The 15,928-nt window shown below is 70.7% G+C and carries 14 protein-coding genes; 3 read left to right on the forward strand and 11 right to left on the reverse strand.

Translation table 11 applies throughout. The annotated features are described in order from the left end of the window. Positions 1–28: 28 nt before the first annotated feature. Complete coding sequence (locus ACIOD2_RS37865; protein ID WP_400549514.1) at positions 29–322, reverse strand: hypothetical protein; 294 nt, start codon at positions 320–322, stop codon at positions 29–31. A gap of 194 nt (positions 323–516) precedes the next feature. Here ACIOD2_RS37865 and ACIOD2_RS37870 point away from each other — a divergent pair, with 194 nt between their 5' ends. After that, positions 517–2,409, forward strand: coding sequence for an FAD/NAD(P)-binding protein (locus tag ACIOD2_RS37870; protein ID WP_400549516.1), 1,893 nt, complete (start codon positions 517–519; stop codon positions 2,407–2,409). Here the strand turns inward: ACIOD2_RS37870 and ACIOD2_RS37875 are convergent. The 8 genes from ACIOD2_RS37875 to ACIOD2_RS37910 all read right to left on the reverse strand — a co-directional run bounded on the left by ACIOD2_RS37875 (position 2,393) and on the right by ACIOD2_RS37910 (position 11,111). After that, positions 2,393–3,499, reverse strand: a complete 1,107-nt coding sequence (locus tag ACIOD2_RS37875) for a glycosyltransferase (protein ID WP_400549518.1) — start codon at positions 3,497–3,499, stop codon at positions 2,393–2,395. The two genes, ACIOD2_RS37870 and ACIOD2_RS37875, sit on opposite strands and share 17 nt — an antisense overlap. Positions 3,500–3,515: 16 nt before the next feature. Continuing rightward, a complete protein-coding gene (locus ACIOD2_RS37880; RefSeq protein ID WP_400549520.1) occupies positions 3,516–4,535 on the reverse strand; it encodes an LLM class flavin-dependent oxidoreductase in 1,020 nt (339 codons plus the stop codon). Beyond that, entirely contained in the window at positions 4,535–6,088 is a 1,554-nt protein-coding gene (locus ACIOD2_RS37885) for a dipeptide ABC transporter ATP-binding protein (protein ID WP_400549522.1), read from the reverse strand. Before ACIOD2_RS37885 ends, ACIOD2_RS37880 begins: the two co-directional genes overlap by 1 nt. Further along, positions 6,085–6,909, reverse strand: coding sequence for an ABC transporter permease (locus ACIOD2_RS37890; RefSeq protein ID WP_400549524.1), 825 nt, complete (start codon positions 6,907–6,909; stop codon positions 6,085–6,087). Before ACIOD2_RS37890 ends, ACIOD2_RS37885 begins: the two co-directional genes overlap by 4 nt. After that, positions 6,902–7,858 (reverse strand): ABC transporter permease, encoded by a 957-nt coding sequence (locus tag ACIOD2_RS37895; protein ID WP_400549526.1) that lies wholly within the window; start codon positions 7,856–7,858, stop codon positions 6,902–6,904. The genes ACIOD2_RS37890 and ACIOD2_RS37895 overlap by 8 nt, the downstream gene beginning before the upstream one ends. After that, positions 7,855–9,465, reverse strand: a complete 1,611-nt coding sequence (locus ACIOD2_RS37900) for an ABC transporter substrate-binding protein (RefSeq protein WP_400549528.1) — start codon at positions 9,463–9,465, stop codon at positions 7,855–7,857. The genes ACIOD2_RS37895 and ACIOD2_RS37900 overlap by 4 nt, the downstream gene beginning before the upstream one ends. Before the next feature lie 186 nt (positions 9,466–9,651). Further along, positions 9,652–10,290 carry an HNH endonuclease family protein gene (locus ACIOD2_RS37905; RefSeq protein ID WP_400549530.1) on the reverse strand — a complete coding sequence of 213 codons (639 nt, stop codon included), beginning with the start codon at positions 10,288–10,290 and terminating at the stop codon, positions 9,652–9,654. Between the two features lie 140 nt (positions 10,291–10,430). After that, complete coding sequence (locus ACIOD2_RS37910; protein ID WP_400549532.1) at positions 10,431–11,111, reverse strand: hypothetical protein; 681 nt, start codon at positions 11,109–11,111, stop codon at positions 10,431–10,433. A 77-nt stretch (positions 11,112–11,188) separates the two neighbouring features. Here ACIOD2_RS37910 and ACIOD2_RS37915 point away from each other — a divergent pair, with 77 nt between their 5' ends. Continuing rightward, positions 11,189–12,475, forward strand: coding sequence for an adenylosuccinate synthase (locus ACIOD2_RS37915; RefSeq protein ID WP_400549534.1), 1,287 nt, complete (start codon positions 11,189–11,191; stop codon positions 12,473–12,475). Between the two features lie 11 nt (positions 12,476–12,486). On the opposite strand, the gene ACIOD2_RS37920 is transcribed toward ACIOD2_RS37915, so the two are convergent. Further along, positions 12,487–12,984: an OsmC family protein gene (locus tag ACIOD2_RS37920; protein ID WP_400549536.1), complete on the reverse strand. Its 498-nt coding sequence runs from the start codon at positions 12,982–12,984 to the stop codon at positions 12,487–12,489. Positions 12,985–13,282: 298 nt separating this feature from the next. On the opposite strand from ACIOD2_RS37920, the gene ACIOD2_RS37925 reads away from it, so the two are divergent. Next, positions 13,283–14,185, forward strand: a complete 903-nt coding sequence (locus ACIOD2_RS37925) for a TIGR03564 family F420-dependent LLM class oxidoreductase (RefSeq protein WP_400549538.1) — start codon at positions 13,283–13,285, stop codon at positions 14,183–14,185. Here ACIOD2_RS37925 and ACIOD2_RS37930 read toward each other — a convergent pair. After that, a complete protein-coding gene (locus ACIOD2_RS37930) occupies positions 14,166–15,800 on the reverse strand; it encodes a Na+/H+ antiporter (RefSeq protein WP_400549540.1) in 1,635 nt (544 codons plus the stop codon). The genes ACIOD2_RS37925 and ACIOD2_RS37930 overlap by 20 nt on opposite strands. Between the last annotated feature and the right edge of the window lie 128 nt (positions 15,801–15,928).

A 15,928-nucleotide genomic window follows, 5' to 3' on the forward strand; every position in this document is an offset into this window, starting at 1 on the left:
GGCAACGACGTCCGCAGGGTGGAACCGTTCAGTGCTTCCGGTAGCGCCCGATCACCTCGATCGACGCGTGGACCTGGTCGAAGGTGGGCGGAACCGCCCGGTTGAACACCACGGTCAGGGACCGGCGTGGCACCACCACGAACTCGACGTCGACGCCGGCCGCTTCGGCGGCGGCCTCCACGACGTCCCGCCAGTGCTGCGGGTCCACGCCGTCCTGATCGCCCCATTCGTGTGCGTAGATCGCCCAGTTCCCCCTGAGCAGGGTGCCGACCACGTCCTGCGCGGTGTGGACGCGGTGCGGCGTGCCGATGTCAGCGGCCAAGTCTTCGGCGTCGCGGCGACGTCGAGAAGGCCCGGGCGCCTGGGTGGGTGAGGGACAAATCCGCTCCTTCTCGCCGGAGGAAGACGCTGCGGCGGGGATTCGTCGCCCGCGGGCGAAGTGTTTGGTGCGATCGGCGGAATTCCGCAGTGTGGGAAGGACGTCCGGCGCTCCGGCTCCGGCGTAGCTTCGAACGCGTGGCCGATCCAGCGCCGTTCACACTCGCCGTCGTGGGCGCCGGACCCCGCGGGGTCGGCGTCCTCGAACGGCTTGGCGCGAACGCCGCCGAGCTGCTCGGCGGCCGACGGCTCGACGTCCACCTGATCGACCCGTTCCCGCCGGGACCGGGCCGGGTGTGGCGCTACGACCAGTCACCGTTGCTGCGGATGAACTCCATGCCCGAGGACGTCACGATGTTCACCGACGACTCGGTGAAGATGGCGGGCCCGGTGCTGCCGGGGCCGTCGCTGCTGGAGTGGGCCAAGAAGGTGCGTGACGGTTCGCTCGAGGCCGAGGTGCCCGCGGACGTCGTCGCCGAGCTGACCGCGCTGGACGCCTTCCACTTCCCGACGCGGCGGCTGCAGAGCGCGTACCTGACCTGGGTGTACCGGAAGGTTCTCGGCGACCTGCCCGAGGGCATCGGCGTCGTCGAGCACGCGGCGCGGGCGGTGGACGTCGACGGCTCGCTCGTCCGGCTTTCGGACGGCACGGAACTGAACGCGGACGCCGTCGTGTTCACGGTCGGGCACCTCGACGCGGAACCGGACGAGTGGGAGCGCGAGCTGGCGTCGTTCGCCGGGCGGCACGGGCTGGCCTACTACCCGGCCGGTTACACCGCCGACGTCGACTACTCGGGTGTCGAACCGGGGGAAACCGTGCTGGTGCGCGGGTTCGGGCTGGCGTTCGTCGACCTGATGCTGCTGCTGACCGAAGGCCGCGGCGGGCGCTTCGAGGAGCTGGACGGCGGCGGCCTGCGCTACCACCCGAGCGGCACCGAGCCGGTGCTGCACGTCGGCTCGCGACGCGGCGTGCCCTACCACGCGAAGATCGGCTACCGGTTGTCCGGGAAACCGTTGCGGCTGCCCAGGTTCTTCGACGCCTACGCCATCGACGAGCTGGCTGGGGCACCGGGCGCGCTCGACTTCCGCGCCGACGTCTGGCCGCGGATCGCGAAGGAACTGGCCTGGGGCTACTACAGCGAGCTGTTCACCGGGCACCCGGACCGGGTGCGGCTGGACTTCGCCGTGTTCGCCGACGCCTTCGCCGACCTGGCCTGGGGTTCGCCGGGGATGCGGGACCTCGTCGAGCGGGCCGTGCCCGCCGAGGAGGACCGCCTCGACCTCGACGCGCTGGACCGGCCGATGGCGGGCCGCGAGTTCGGCACGCCGGAGGAGTTCGGCAAGGAGCTGCGCGAATACATCGAGGGCGATCTGGCGCGCCGCGCCGACCAGACGTTCAGCGCCGACCTCGGCGCGTTCATGGCGCTGCTCTCGGTCTACGGGCAGATGCCGGCGCTGGTCCAAAAGCGACGGTTGAACGCGGCTTCCCAAGTGTCCGATATGGACGGCTGGTTCCACGGGTTCTTCTCCTACTACGCCAGCGGTCCGCCACCGCGACGGCTGGAGGAGCTGCTCGCGCTGCACGAGGCCGGGGTGGTTTCGTTCGCGGGCGCGGAAATGCGCGTGACGGCCGATGCCGCGCGTGGCGTCTTCGTGGCGTCCGGCGCGAGCTACCCGGGCGAAGTCGCATCACGCACGCTGATCGAGGCGCGCCTGCCGGGCCCGAGCGTCACGCGGGCGGCGGACGGCCTGCTGCGGCAGCTGCGGGACACGGGCCAGCTCGCCGAGGAGACGGTGGCGGACCCGGAGACCGGCGTTCTCCTGCCGTCGGGCCGGATCCACACCCGCGTCTCGGACTCCCGCCTGCTCGACAACGCCGGAAACCCGCACACGCACCGCTTCGCCGTGGGCCCGCACACGAGCGCCCGCTCGGCGGCGGCCTTCACCCGGCCGCGGACGAACGCCTCGTCGTTCCGCCAGAACGACGCGGTGGCGCGGGAGATCCTGGCGCTGGTCAGCCCGCCCAGCTGACGAGCTCTTCGAGCACCTGCTCCGGCGCGGGCATCGCCGCGATCTCCCTTGCGACGCCTTCGGCGATGTCGCGCGGCTTCGGGTCGTCCAGCAGCTCGCGGGCCGCAGCTTCGATCGCGTCCATCCGGATGGCTTCGCCCACCAGGGACTTCGCCGCGCCCAGCGCGGTCAGCGTCTCCGCGTTGACGAACTGGTCGGCGCCCTGGGGCAGCACCAGCTGCGGCAGGCCGGCGGCGAGCGAGGCGAGCACGGTGCCGGTGCCACCGTGGTGCACCACGAGGCCCGCGTGCTTCAGCACCTCGGCCTGCGGCACGAACCCGGCGGCCCGCACCCGGGGCGGCAGTTCGCCCAGCAGCGCCGGATCACCGGGGCCGAGCGCCACCAGGACGTCGACCGGCAGCCGGGCCAGCGCGTGGAGCGCGCCGCGCAGGACCTGCGTCGCGCCGAAGACGACCGTGCCGAGGGTCAGGTAGACGAAGCCGTCGGCCGGGAGGGGCGGCAGCGGGACGTCGGGGTCGAACGGCGTCGGGCGCATCCGGAACACCGTCGGCACGGCGGCGGTGCCCGGGTCGCGGACGCTGTCGGGCCAGACGTCGACACACGCGTCGCCGAACATGGCGTCCGCGGGCAGCGTGCCCCAGAGCGGCGCCAGCCGCTCGGCGGCGAGGGCCAGCAGCTCCGGCGGCATCGACCGGCCGATCACGACGGACACGGCGGGGACGCCCGCCCGCCGGGCCGCGACCCCGGCGCCGACGTCACTCTGCTCGTAGACCACGAGGTCCGGACGCAGTTCCGTGAGCAGCGGCGTCAGGTCATCGAGCAGTGCCAACGGCAGCAACTCGGCGAACATCGTGATGCCGAGCTCGGCGAAACCGGCGTCCTCACCGTGGCGCCGCTTGGCCTCGGCTTCGGCGTCACCGATGGAGATCCCGGCCCGGTGGGCCTCGAACCCGAGGTCACGCACGGTCTCGAGGAACTTCGCCCCGGTCCCGAACACGACGTCGTGGCCCGCCGCCTTCGCCGCGTTCGCGAGGGGAACCAGCGGGAACAGGTGGCCGTACGCCGGGCGGCAGGAGAAGAGGATTCGCACTCACCCGAGCCTACTGTCAGCTCCACACCCGTGACGGCAGTTCCTTCGCCACCACCGGCATGACGTCCGACGCGAACAGCTCCAGCCCCGACCGCGCCTCACCCGCGGACAGCCCGTCGACCGAGACCGCCTGGACCTCGTGGCCGAAGGACGCGTGGTAGTCGCCGATCTTGTCGATCACCTGCTGCGGGCTCCCCACCAGCGCCGAACCGTTGGTGATCTTCTCCTCCAAAGTCGAGAACTCCGACTTGTTGTGCTGGTACGCGGGCGTCTTCGTCAGCGCCTCGAAGTACGGCCGGTAGCCGTCCAGGGCCTCCTGGGACGTTCGTGCCACGTACAGCCCGCCCGCGCCGGAACCCACCAAGGCATCGGCGGGGTTGTGGCCGTAGTGGGCCCATCGAGCGCGGTAGTGGTCGATCAGGTCCGCGTACTTCTTCTTCGGGTGGAAGCCGTTCGCGGTGAACAGCGGATCGCCGAAGCGGGCCGCCAGCTCGGTCGACTCCGTGCTGGAAGCGCTTCCGTGCCAGATCCGCGGCCGGGCGTGGAACGGCCGGGGCTGGGTGGTGACGTCGGTCAGCGACGGCCGGAAGGAACCCGCCCACGTGACGTTCTCTTCGTAGAACAGCCGCCGCAGCAGCTCGAACTTCTCCGCCTGGTACTCCCACTGCCGTTCCTCGGACAGGCCGAACAGCGGGAAGTGCCGCGGGTCGTTGCCCTTGCCGATCATCAGCTCCAGCCGGCCGCCGGACAGCTGATCCACCGTCGCGTAGTCCTCCGCGACCCGCACCGGGTCGAGGACGCTGATCACCGTCAACGTCGTCAGCAGCCGCACCTGGGACGTCCGCTCGGCGATCGCCGCCAGCAGGACCGGCGGGGCCGACGACAGGAACGGTTCGCCGTGGCGCTCGCCGACGCCGTACGCGTCGAAGCCCAGCTCCTCGGCCAGGACGGCTTCGTCGATCACGCGCCGCAGCCGCTCGTGCTGCGAGCCACCGTCGGCGTAGTGCGCCACCAGAGAGAACAGCCCGAACTTCATCAGACCTCCTGGACCGAACGGCCGGGGATCGCGGCCAGCAGTTCCTTCGTGTACTCCGCCTGCGGCTCGTGCAGCACCTGGGCCGCCGGGCCCAGCTCGACCAGCGCGCCCGCGCGCAGCACGCCGACCTGGTCCGCGAGCTGCCGCACCACCGCCAGGTCGTGCGAGATGAACAGGTACGACAGCCCCAGCTCCGACTGCAGCTCGGCCAGCAGCCGCAGGATCTGGGCCTGCACCGAGACGTCCAGCGCCGACACCGGCTCGTCGCACACCACCAGGTCCGGCCGCAGCGCCAACGCACGCGCGATCGCCACCCGCTGCCGCTGGCCGCCCGACAGCTCCGCCGGCTTCCGGCGGGCCACCGACGCGGGCAGTGCCACCTGCTCCAGCAGCTCCGGAACCCGCGTGCGCGGCAGACCGAACGCCCGCAGCGGCTCGGCGACGACGTCCTCGATCGAGAACTTCGGGTTCAGCGACGCGTACGGGTTCTGGTAGACGATCTGCATCCGCCGCCGCAGCCTGCGCAGTTCGTTGCCGGACAACGCGGTGATGTCCTGGCCGTCGAACTCCACCGAACCCGCCGACGGCGTTTCCAGCCGGAGCACCATGCGGGCCGTCGTCGACTTGCCCGAGCCCGACTCGCCCACCAGCGCCAGCGTCTGGCCGCGCGGGATGTCGAACGAGATCCCGTCGACCGCGCGGATGCCGCCGTCGAACGTCTTCGCCAGGTCCCGGACGGAAACCAGCGGCTCGGCGGGCGGTGCGGGCGGGCGGGACGCGCTGGTCATGCTCGGCGCCGCCGCCAGCAGCTGCTGGGTGTACGGCTGCGAAGGCGCGCTGATGATTTCGGCGGTCTTGCCCTCTTCTGCGACCGAACCCTGCGAGAGCACCACAATCCGTGACGCCCGGTCCGCGGCGACACCGAGGTCGTGCGTGATCAGCAGGATCGCCGTGCCCGACTCGGCGGCCAGCGACGTCAGGTGGTCGAGGATCCGGCGCTGCACGGTGACGTCCAGCGCTGACGTCGGCTCATCCGCGATGATCAGCTTCGGCCGTCCGGCCAGCGCCGACGCGATCAGCACGCGCTGCCGCAGCCCGCCCGACAGCTGGTGCGGGTACTGCTTCGCGCGCAGCTCCGGCGAGGGCACACCCGCGCGTTCGAGCAGTTCGATGGCCTGCAGCGAAGCGCCGCGCCGGTCGGCGAGGCCGTGGATCTTCAGCACCTCCGCGACCTGGTCGCCGACCCGGTGCACCGGGTTCAGCGACACCGCCGGGTCCTGCGGCACCAGCGCGATCTCGCGCCCGCGCACCCCACGCCACTGCTTGTCCGACAGGGAAAGCAGGTTCCGGCCGTCGAAGGTGATCGAACCGCCGTCGACGCGGCCACCGCGGGGAAGCAGGCCGATCGCCGCGTGCGCCGTGGTCGACTTGCCCGAGCCGGACTCCCCGACGACGGCGACCACCTCACCCGCGGCGACGTCCAGGCCGACGTCCCGGACCGCCGGGACCTTCCGGTACGACACGGCCAGGTTTTCGATGCGCAGCAGGGTCATCGCTCGCCTCCGTCCAGGGCGCGGGACAGCCGGTTCGCGGACAGGACCACCGCCGCGACCGTCAGCCCCGGGAACGTTGTCATCCACCAGGCCGTGGCCAGGAAACTGCGGCCGCCGGCGACGAGTGAGCCCCACTCCGGCGTCGGCGGGGTCGCGCCGAACCCGAGGAAGCTCAGCGCCGATACCTCGAGCACGGCCGTGCCGAGGGTGAGCGTCGCCAGCGCGAGCACCGGGCCGGCCGCGTTCGGCAGGACGTGCCGCAGCAGCACGCCGGACCAGCGCACTCCGCTGGCGCGCGCGGCTTCGACGAACACGCCGCTTCGCACGCGAAGCACCTCCGCGCGCATGACGCGTGCGAAGGACGCCAGGTTCGCGATGCCGACGGCGATCGCGACGTTCGTCGTGCCGAAGCCCAGCGCCGTGACCAGGGCCAGTGACAGCAGGATCGGCGGGATGGCCAGGAAGACGTCGACGATCCGCATGATCACGGTGTCGGCCCAGCCGCCGCGGAACCCGGCGAGCAGGCCCAGCGCCGAGCCCGCGATCAGGGCCGTGAGCACGGCGATCGCGGTCGCGCGCAGCGAGAGCGACGCGCCGTGGATCACCCGCGCGTAGACGTCACGGCCCGTTTCGTCGGTGCCGAACAGGTGGTGCAGCGACGGCCCCTGCAGCCGTTCGGCCGGGACGCCGGTGATCGGGTCGTAGCTGGTCAGCAGCCCGGGCACGAAGGCGGCGAGCAGCACGAGCGCCAGCACCACGACGGCGATCACGAGCCCGGGCTGCCGGACCGCCGTCCGGGCCGGGGTGGCGAGGTCAACCACGGGCCACCGCCTCGGGGGTACGCGCGATCCGCGGATCGAGCAGCGGATAGAGCAGGTCGACGATCAGGTTGAGCACCACGAACACCAGCGCGGCCAGCACGATCACCGCCTGCACCACCGGGACGTCCTGCGCGGTGACGGCGGCCGCGGTGACCCGGCCGACGCCGTCGCGCGAGAACACCGTCTCGGTGATCACCGAGCCGGCGACCAGGTTGCCCGCCACCACCCCGGCGACGGTCAGCGTCGGCACGGCGGCGTTGCGCAGGAGGTGTCCGAAGTGGACGCGCCAGCGGCTCGCGCCCTTGGCCGCGGCGATCTCGGCGTACGGCTGCTCCTGCTGCGTGGCCAGGCTCTTCGCCAGCACCTGGCCGATGATCGCGCCGGTCGGCAGGGCCAGCGTGACCGCGGGCAGGAGCAGCGCCGCGAACCCCTGCGTGCCGAGCGCGGGCAGCAGCCGCAGCCGGAACGAGAAGAACTGGATCAGCAGCAGCCCGACCCAGAACGGCGGCAGCGAGATCGCCAGCGACGGCAGGGACAGCAGCGCCTGCCGCAGCCAGCGGAACCGCGTGAACGTGCCGAGGAACGCCGAGCCGCCGCCGAACACGACCGCGAACACCAGCGCCAGGCTGGTCACCGCGAGCGTCGGCGGCAGCGCCGTGACGACCATGTGCGTCGCGTCGTCACCGGTCGCGACACTGCGGCCGAAGTCGCCGTGCAGCGCCGAGACCAGCCGTTTCAGGTACTGGACCGGCAGCGGCGAGTCGAGGCCGTACTCCGCGCGGGCCGCGGCGAGCTGCTCCGGCGTCGTCGACGATCCGGCCTCCCCGCCGGCGAGCTTCGCCGAAACGGCGTCCCCCGGCAGCAGGTAGAGGATCAGGAACGACAGCGTGAACGCCGCCCACAGCACGAAGACCGCTTGCGCGACCCGGCGCAGGAGGTAGTTCCTCACGACAGCCACGCGTCGAACAGCTGCAGCCGTGACGACGCCTCGAAGTCGACGGCGTGCGCCTTCGCGCTCTGCGCGACGACCTGGGTCAGCTCGAACACCGGCACGGCGTAGGCGTGGTCGACGATCAGCTTCTGCGCCTCGTCGGCGGCCGGCTCGCGCTTGGCGTTGTCCACAGTGGACGACTGGGCGTCGAGGGCGACGTCGAGCGGGTTGCCCGGCGTGAGCCGGCTGCGGTTGCCGGACTTCGTGGAGAACTGGCCGCGCAGGATGTCCGGGTCGGCGCGGGTCACGTTGTACCAGAGGAAGTCGTAGTTCCCGGCGAGCTGGATCTGCGTGGTCTCGGCGTTGGTGTGCTGCTCGATCTTCAGGTCGAAGCCGATCTTGCGCAGCTGCTGCTGGATCAGCTCCAGCACGCTGCGGTTCTGGTTGAACACCGGCGAGAACACGACGGCCGCGCTCAGCCGCTGGCCGTTCTTCGTGCGGATGCCGTCGGCGCCGGGCACCCAGCCGTCGCCGTCCAGCAGCGCCGCGGCGCCCTTCTGGTCGTAGGCGAGCTGGGCGGACAGGTCGCTGTGCAACGGCGTCGCCGAGCCGAGGATGCTGGTGGCCGGCTTGTAGCTCGGCGTCAGCACGGTGTTCACGACCTCGGTGCGGTCGACGCCCTTGAGCACGGCCTGGCGGACCTTCTCGTCGGTGAGCACCCCGCGGGTGGTGTTCGCGTGCAGGTTGAACACGACGCCGGGGTTCGGCCGGATGTTCTCGGTGAAGCCGTTGCTCGTGAACTGCGGCTCGTCGACCGGCTGGACGTCGGTGATCGCGTCGAGCTGGCCGGAGGCGAGGCTGCCGGTGCGGACGCCGGGCTCCGGCACGATCTTGTAGTCGATCTTGTCGAGGTAGGCCTCACCCTGGTGCTTGAACAGTGACGAGCCCCACGTGTAGCCCTTGCGCTTGGCCAGCACGATCTCCTGGTTCTGCTTCAGGCTCTCGAAGACGAACGGCCCGGACCCGATCAGGCCGTTGCCCTGGCAGCGCTGCTCCGGCGTCTTCTGGAACGCCGCGGGAGCCAGGACACCGAGCGAGACCGTCGAGCTGGCCTGCAGGAACTGGGCGCTGGGCGCGGAGAACTCGAGGCGCGCGGTCCGCGGGTCGACGACCGTCGTGCTCTTGTAGGCCGCGAGGTAGCCGAAGCCGAGCTGGGCCTTCGTGCCGAGGGCCTTGATGCCGTCGAAGCTGGCCTTGACCGCGGCGGCGTCGACGGGCGAGCCGTCGGAGAACGTCGCGCCGGCGCGCAGGTGGAAGGTGAACGCCGTCGAATCGGCGTTGCTCTCCCACTTCTCGGCCAGCCACGGCTTGATCTCGCCGGTCTTCGGGTCCTGGTCGGTCAGCGAGTCGACCAGCTGGCGCGCGACGTTGATGGACGCGTTCGTGGCGGTCTGCTGCGGGTCGATGCAGTCGGGCGCCGACGAGATGCCGAGCCGGAGCGTGCCGCCGGCCTTGGGCGGCCCGGCGTCGGCGGCCGGGTCGCCGCCCGCGGCGGCGCACGCGGTCAGCAGCAGGGGCAGGGTGAGCAGGGCCGCGGCGTTGCGGGCACGGGAAAGTGGGGACACCGACGGCCTCCAGTGGGGAGTGGTTGCGTCTTCAAGCGCGACGCTAGTTCCGCACTTGAGCCCGTCTCACAAGCTGAGCCGCGGTCCCAACCCCTGACACCGCAGGGATTCCCCCTTGACAGCCGTGAAGGCCACCTTGAGGGACTCAGAGTCCCTCAAGGTGGCCTTCACGGCTTGGGAGCCGGGTCAGCAGCGGCCGAGCATGTCCGTCAGGGCCGTCTTCTCCGCGGAGTTGATCGTCAGCTTGAACTTGGTCTTCACCGCGACCCACATCTTCGCGTAGGTGCACCAGTAGCCGGTGAGCGGCGGCTTCCACTGGTCGGGCGACTTGTCGCCCTTCTCCTGGTTGACGTTGTCCGTCACGGCGATCAGCTGCGGGTCGGTCAGGTCGTTCGCGTACGCCTGGCGCTGGGCCGTCGTCCACGACGACGCGCCGGTGCGCCACGCGGCGGCGAGCGGGACGACGTGGTCGATGTCCACATCGGACGCGGCGGTCCAGGTCTCGCCGTCGTACGGGCTCTTCCAGCTGCCGGAGGTCGCGGTGCAGCTCGAGTTGGTCTGCACGTTCGTGCCGTCGCGCTTCAGCACGACCTCGCGGGTGTCGCAGTTGTCGCCCTGCTGGATCCAGTGCGGGAACTTGTCACGGCTGTAGCCGGTCTGGGACCCGTCGGCCTTGACGGTGAGGGACGCCAGCTCGGACTTCGCCGTCGTGGTCGACGGGATGCCCGGCGGGGTGGCCTCGGCGACGCTGACCAGCGTCCCGGAGAAGACCGCGGCCGCGGCGAGGACAGTCAAGGAATGACGAACAGCACGCCTGGTTGGCATATTGCTGCCTCCATGTCAGGTGTGGGGACAGCTAACCCTGATACACCTGTGTGGCGAGTGCAACACGTATAGGTGACATGTTGCTGCCCGTTTCCGAACGCTGCGTGTCCGGTTCCGTACTTCGGAGTGAAACTCGCAGGTCAGACGGCGCCACGGACGAGCCGCAGATCCTCCGTGTGCCGGTACCAGGTCCACTTGTTCACCGCGCGTTCGTGCACGACGTCGTCGCTCACGGGCCGCGTCGGGATGCAGCCGATCTGGAACGCGCGCGAGTACAGCGTCGTCGGGCGCTTGAAGATGGTCCCCTTCACCACGCGCACGGCCATCCCGGGCCCGCCCGGGTCGGGTGTCACCTCGATCGACGCGGCCGGCCCGCGCAGCGCGACCTGCTCGTCGCAGTACGCGACGCCGCGGACGAGCCGCAGCAGCCCGCGCCCGACGAGCACCCCGCCGACGTCGTCGCGGATCAGCGGCACCGGGTCGACCTCGCCGCGCAGCGCCAGCGCGAGCGCCTGCAGCGGCGTCTTCGGCAGTCCCCAGAGCGCGGCGACCGACGACTCCGGTGACGACGGCACGAACCCGACCGACACGCCGGAGATCGCGTCCTTGCGCACCAGTCGCAGTACGACCGCCGCGAGATCGGCGTCGGTGCCCGACACCACCAGGTGATCGTGTTCGCCCAGCAAGGGGTCGATTTCCGCCTTGCCGGGACGGCTCGGCACGCGGATCGATTCGACGTCATCGACCTCTTCGAAGCCCGCCGCGCCCTCGCCACAGGCCACCACTATTCCGCGCACCCGCGGGTCCTCCGTTACAGTCATGCACCGGCATTTACCAGCGCCACCGGTGTCCGTCCCGGACACTAAACCTCACGTCGTCGAACACCTTGGAGTGTCACATGCCGGCCATCGTGCTCATCGGTGCCCAATGGGGAGACGAAGGCAAGGGCAAGGCCACCGACCTGATGGGTGACCGCGTCCAGTGGGTCGTCCGCTACCAGGGTGGCAACAACGCCGGTCACACGGTCGTCCTGCCGAACGGCGAGAACTTCGCCCTGCACCTCATCCCGTCCGGCATCCTCACCCCCGGCGTGACGAACGTCATCGGCAACGGCGTGGTCGTCGATCCGGGTGTGCTGCTGGACGAGCTGTCCGGACTGGAAGCGCGGGACGTCGACACGTCCAAGCTGCTGATCTCCGCCGACGCGCACTTGATCATGCCGTACCACGTGGCCATCGACAAAGTCACCGAGCGCTACCTGGGCAGCCGCAAGATCGGCACCACCGGCCGCGGCATCGGCCCGTGCTACCAGGACAAGATCGCCCGCGTCGGCGTCCGCGTGCAGGACCTGCTCGACGAGAAGATCTTCCGGCAGAAGGTCGAAGCCGCGCTGGAGTTCAAGAACCAGGTGCTGGTGAAGGTCTACAACCGCAAGGCGCTGGAGGCGGACCAGGTCGCCGACGAGGTGCTGGCCGCGGGCGAGAAGTTCGCGCACCGCATCGCCGACACGCGCCTGCAGCTCAACCAGGCGCTCGAGCGCGGCGAGACCGTGCTGCTCGAGGGCTCACAGGGCACGCTGCTCGACGTCGACCACGGCACCTACCCGTTCGTGACGTCGTCGAACCCGACGTCCGGCGGTGCGAGCGCCGGTTCGGGCATCGGCCCGGGCCGGATCGGCACGGTGCTCGGCATCCTCAAGGCCTACACCACGCGCGTCGGCTCCGGCCCGTTCCCGACCGAGCTGAACGACGAGTCCGGCGAGTACCTGCGCAAGCAGGGTGGCGAGTTCGGTGTCACTACAGGGCGTTCACGGCGCACGGGCTGGTTCGACGCGGTGATCGCGCGCTACGCGGTCCGCGTCAACGGCATCACCGACTACTTCCTCACCAAGCTGGACGTGCTGTCCGGCCTGGAGAAGGTGCCGGTGTGCGTGGGTTACGAGGTCGACGGCTTCCGCACGCAGGACATGCCGATGACGCAGACCGACGTGCACCACGCGATCCCCATCTACGAAGAGCACCCGGGCTGGTTCGAGGACATCTCGGCGTGCCGCACGTTCGAGGAGCTGCCCGCGAACGCCCGCGCGTACGTCGAGCGCCTGGAAGAGCTGTCGGGCGCCCGCATTTCGGCGATCGGCGTCGGCCCGGGCCGCGACCAGACGATCGTGCGGCACACGTTTGTATAAGGCGCTGTCGTCTAGGTCAGCTTCGTGCTGACCGGCGTCTCGTTGCGGAACAGGTCGAGCACCGGGCAGTGCTCGTCGACCTCGCGCTTGAGGTCTTCGTAGCGCTCCCGGCTCGCCGGCCCTTCCAGTTCGACGGACACCCGGACGTCCCCGAAACCGGGGCGGGTGTTGAGCGAGAAGCCGAAGAAGCCGTGCAGGTCGAGGTCACCGTCGACGGTGACCTTGATCGAGTCGATCGGGATCCCCCGCTTGGCCGCCCAGAACTGGTACGTGATCACCTGGCACGACCCGAGGGCGGCCAGCGCGAACTCGACGGGGTTCGCGGCCTGGTCGGTCCCGCCGAGCGCGGGCGGCTCGTCGACGGTGAGCTCGTGCCCCCGCACCTTGACCGCGACTTCGGTCTTGGTGCCGGGCTTGAGGGTGTGGTCCACGCTGAAGGACACAGCAGCGTTGTGCGGGTCGGCGTCGACGGCCTTGCGAGTGCCGTCGATGACATCGGTCAGCGACATGGGATCTCCTGAGGATGGTGATCGGGATCTCGCCCAGGGTGGGCGATTTCCGCACAGTCCGCCCGACTTCCCACGCGCTGGGAGCAGCGGTTCCCGGGATGCGGAAGCGCTTGCTTGACCGCCCGAAGCCGGGATCATGGCGCGGTGGTCTGCCTTCTCGCGAGGCTGGGTTCGGTTCGCCGCGAGGGTGTGCCGCTGAATAGCTGCCAGGTTGCGAGGTGTCCGGCGGCAGGCTCGCGTGGCTTCCCACGCGCTGGGAAGCCGGAAACCGATGGCACCAAGCGCTAGCGTCGAAACCATGACCATCGGAGTCACGCTTCCCTCCGGCGACACCGACGCCGCACCCAACCTGGTCGACGAGCTTGTCGCGCAGGCTCGCCAGGCTGCCGATGCCGGGCTCAAGTCCGTCTGGTTCTCGCAGCTTCCGCTCAGCCAGGACGCCATCTCCGTCGCCGCCATCGCGGGGCGGGAGAATCCCGGGCTCGAGGTCGGTACCTCCGTCGTGCCGATCTACCCGCGGCATCCGCTGGTGGTCGCGAACGCGGCGCAGACCGCGCACGCCGCCACCCACGGGCGGTTCACCCTCGGCGTCGGGCTCGGGTCGAAGGGGTTTCTCGGGCCCGTCTACGGCGTCGAGTACCCGCCGCCCATCAAGCACCTGCGCGAGTACCTCACCGTGCTCAAGAAGGTCTTCACGGGCGAGGACGTCGAGTTCGACGGCGAGACCGTCCAGGCTCACGCGCCCGGACGGTCCACTGTGGGCGGTGACGTGCCGATCATCGTGGCGGCCATGGGGCCGCAGGCCCTGCGGGTCACCGGCGAGCTGGCCGACGGGACGCTGCCGTTCCTCGCCGGGCCGAGGGCGCTGGCCGAGCAGATCGTGCCTCACCTGCCCAGTGGCAAGCGGATCCTCGCCGCCGTGCCCGCGATCGTCACCGACGACCCCGATGCCGTGCGCGCGCTCGCCGTCGAACAGATGGGCTTCTACGCGCAGATCCCGTCGTATCAACGGATCCTGGCCGCGGAAGGTGTCGATCATCCGGCGGACCTGGCGATCATCGGTGACGAGAAGACCGTCCTGGCTGGGCTTCAGCGGTACTACGACGCCGGCGCGACCGACGTCCTCGTGTCGCAGACCGGCATCCGCTCGTCCGAAGAGCGGCGGCGGACCTGGGAGGTCATCAGCTCAATCGGTTCGTGAGGGTCGTCGACACCGACAGCTCCTCCAGGTCCAGCTCGCGCAGCATCTTCCCGAGGATCTCGTCGTCGAGCCGGCCGGCGCGGTTCTCCTCGATCATCGCCTTGCGCTGGGTGATCAGCAGCTCGCGCCGGGCCTTGGCGAACTGCGCGTGCGGGCTGCCGGAGCGGTCCTCGCCGGACAGCGTGATCGCCGCCTTGGCGAACCGGTAGCGCGTGTCGACGAGCCGTTCGAGACGCTCCTTGAGCCGCTCGATCTTCTCCGGCGGCAGGTCCAGCTCGGCGAGCCGGTCACGGCTGATCTCCCGCAGCCGCGCGTGCGCCGCCTTCTGCGCGACCTCGCGGGCCGCGAGCTCCTCGGCCTCGTCGTGGGCCGCCTCCTCCGGGTCGCCCACCTTCAGCACCCGGATCAACGGCGGCAGCGTGAGCCCCTGGATGAGCACCGTGCCGATCGCCACCGCGTACGCGAACAGCTGGATCTCCTCACGGCCCGGCGTGTCAGCCGGGACGCCGGCCGCGGCCGCGAGCGTGACCACGCCGCGCATGCCGGTCCACGAGATCACCGCGATCGTCTGCCAGTCGGGCGCCCGGCGGACCCGGCCGAACAGCCGCAACGTCTTCGGCAGGTACGCGAACAGCGCCACCGCCGGGAACCGCACGAGCATCGTCGCCGCGAGCACGGCCAGCGCCACCAGGGAGAGGGTGCCGTTGTCGCGGGCCGCGTGCGCGGCGCCGTCGAGCACGAACGGCAGCTGCAGGCCCATCAGCGCGAACACCAGCGCCTCCAGCAGGACGTCGATCGACGCCCACACCGATCTGTCCTGCATCCGGGTCGCGGGTGACGCGTAGAGCGAGCGGTGCCCGAGGTAAAGGCCCGCGGCGACGACGGCGAGCACCCCCGAGCCGCTGAACTCCTCGCCGAACGGGTGCAGGTGCTCGGCGGTGACGTACGCGCCGAACGGCACGATGATCCCGAACGCCGACTCCAGCAGCGGGTCGTCGAGCAGCCGCCGGATCCCGACGACGAGCGCGCCGATCGCCAGCCCGACGGCGATGCCCAGCACGGTCGCGACGCCGAACACCGCGAAGCCGTGCCCGGCCGAGCCCGCGGTGCCGGCGACGGCGGCGAGCGCGACCTTGTACAGCGTCAGCGCGGCAGCGTCGTTGACCAGGCTTTCGCCGGTCAGCACGGTCATCACCCGCCGTGGCAGGCCGAGCTTGCGGCCGATCGCCACCGCCGTCACCGCGTCCGGCGGCGCCACGACCGCGCCCAGGACGAGCGCCGACGCGAACGGCACGTCCGGCAGCAGCAGGTGCACGACCAGCGCGACGACCACCGCGGTGACGGCCACCAGCACCACACCCAGCGCGACGATCGGCCGCAGGTTGCGCTTGAAGTGCGTCAACGAGCTTTCGAGCGACGTCGAGTAGAGCAGCGGCGGCAGCACGACGGTGAGGACGAGCTCCGGCTCCAGCTCGAGCCGCGGCACACCGGGGATCAGCGCGACCCCGAGCGCGACCACCACGACCAGCAGCGGCGCGGACAGGTTGTAGCGCCGCGCGAACGCCGTCAGCGCGAGCGAGCCGGCGAGCACGCCCATCAGAACCAGGATCTCCACGCGCGTGATCCTCGCGCAGGCAGGGACCTCGCGCTCGGCTTCCGGTGAGTGGAAGGGACCTGGCTTACGCCATGTCCGATATGCATACTTGTTCGCACTACGCACACTTGTGCGGATCACGTGCACCG

It is taken from the genome of Amycolatopsis sp. NPDC088138, assembly GCF_044741685.1.
Taxonomy (GTDB): Bacteria; Actinomycetota; Actinomycetes; order Mycobacteriales; family Pseudonocardiaceae; genus Amycolatopsis.

Excerpts from the sequence above, each read along its gene's own strand:
- ACIOD2_RS37905 (WP_400549530.1), bottom strand. The coding sequence starts at position 10,290 with ATGCCAACCAGGCGTGCTGTTCGTCATTCCTTGACTGTCCTCGCCGCG.
- ACIOD2_RS37925 (WP_400549538.1), top strand. The coding sequence starts at position 13,283 with ATGACCATCGGAGTCACGCTTCCCTCCGGCGACACCGACGCCGCACCC.
- ACIOD2_RS37885 (WP_400549522.1), bottom strand. The coding sequence starts at position 6,088 with ATGACCCTGCTGCGCATCGAAAACCTGGCCGTGTCGTACCGGAAGGTC.
- ACIOD2_RS37880 (WP_400549520.1), bottom strand. The coding sequence starts at position 4,535 with ATGAAGTTCGGGCTGTTCTCTCTGGTGGCGCACTACGCCGACGGTGGC.
- ACIOD2_RS37920 (WP_400549536.1), bottom strand. The coding sequence starts at position 12,984 with ATGTCGCTGACCGATGTCATCGACGGCACTCGCAAGGCCGTCGACGCC.
- ACIOD2_RS37910 (WP_400549532.1), bottom strand. The coding sequence starts at position 11,111 with ATGACTGTAACGGAGGACCCGCGGGTGCGCGGAATAGTGGTGGCCTGT.
- ACIOD2_RS37915 (WP_400549534.1), top strand. The coding sequence starts at position 11,189 with ATGCCGGCCATCGTGCTCATCGGTGCCCAATGGGGAGACGAAGGCAAG.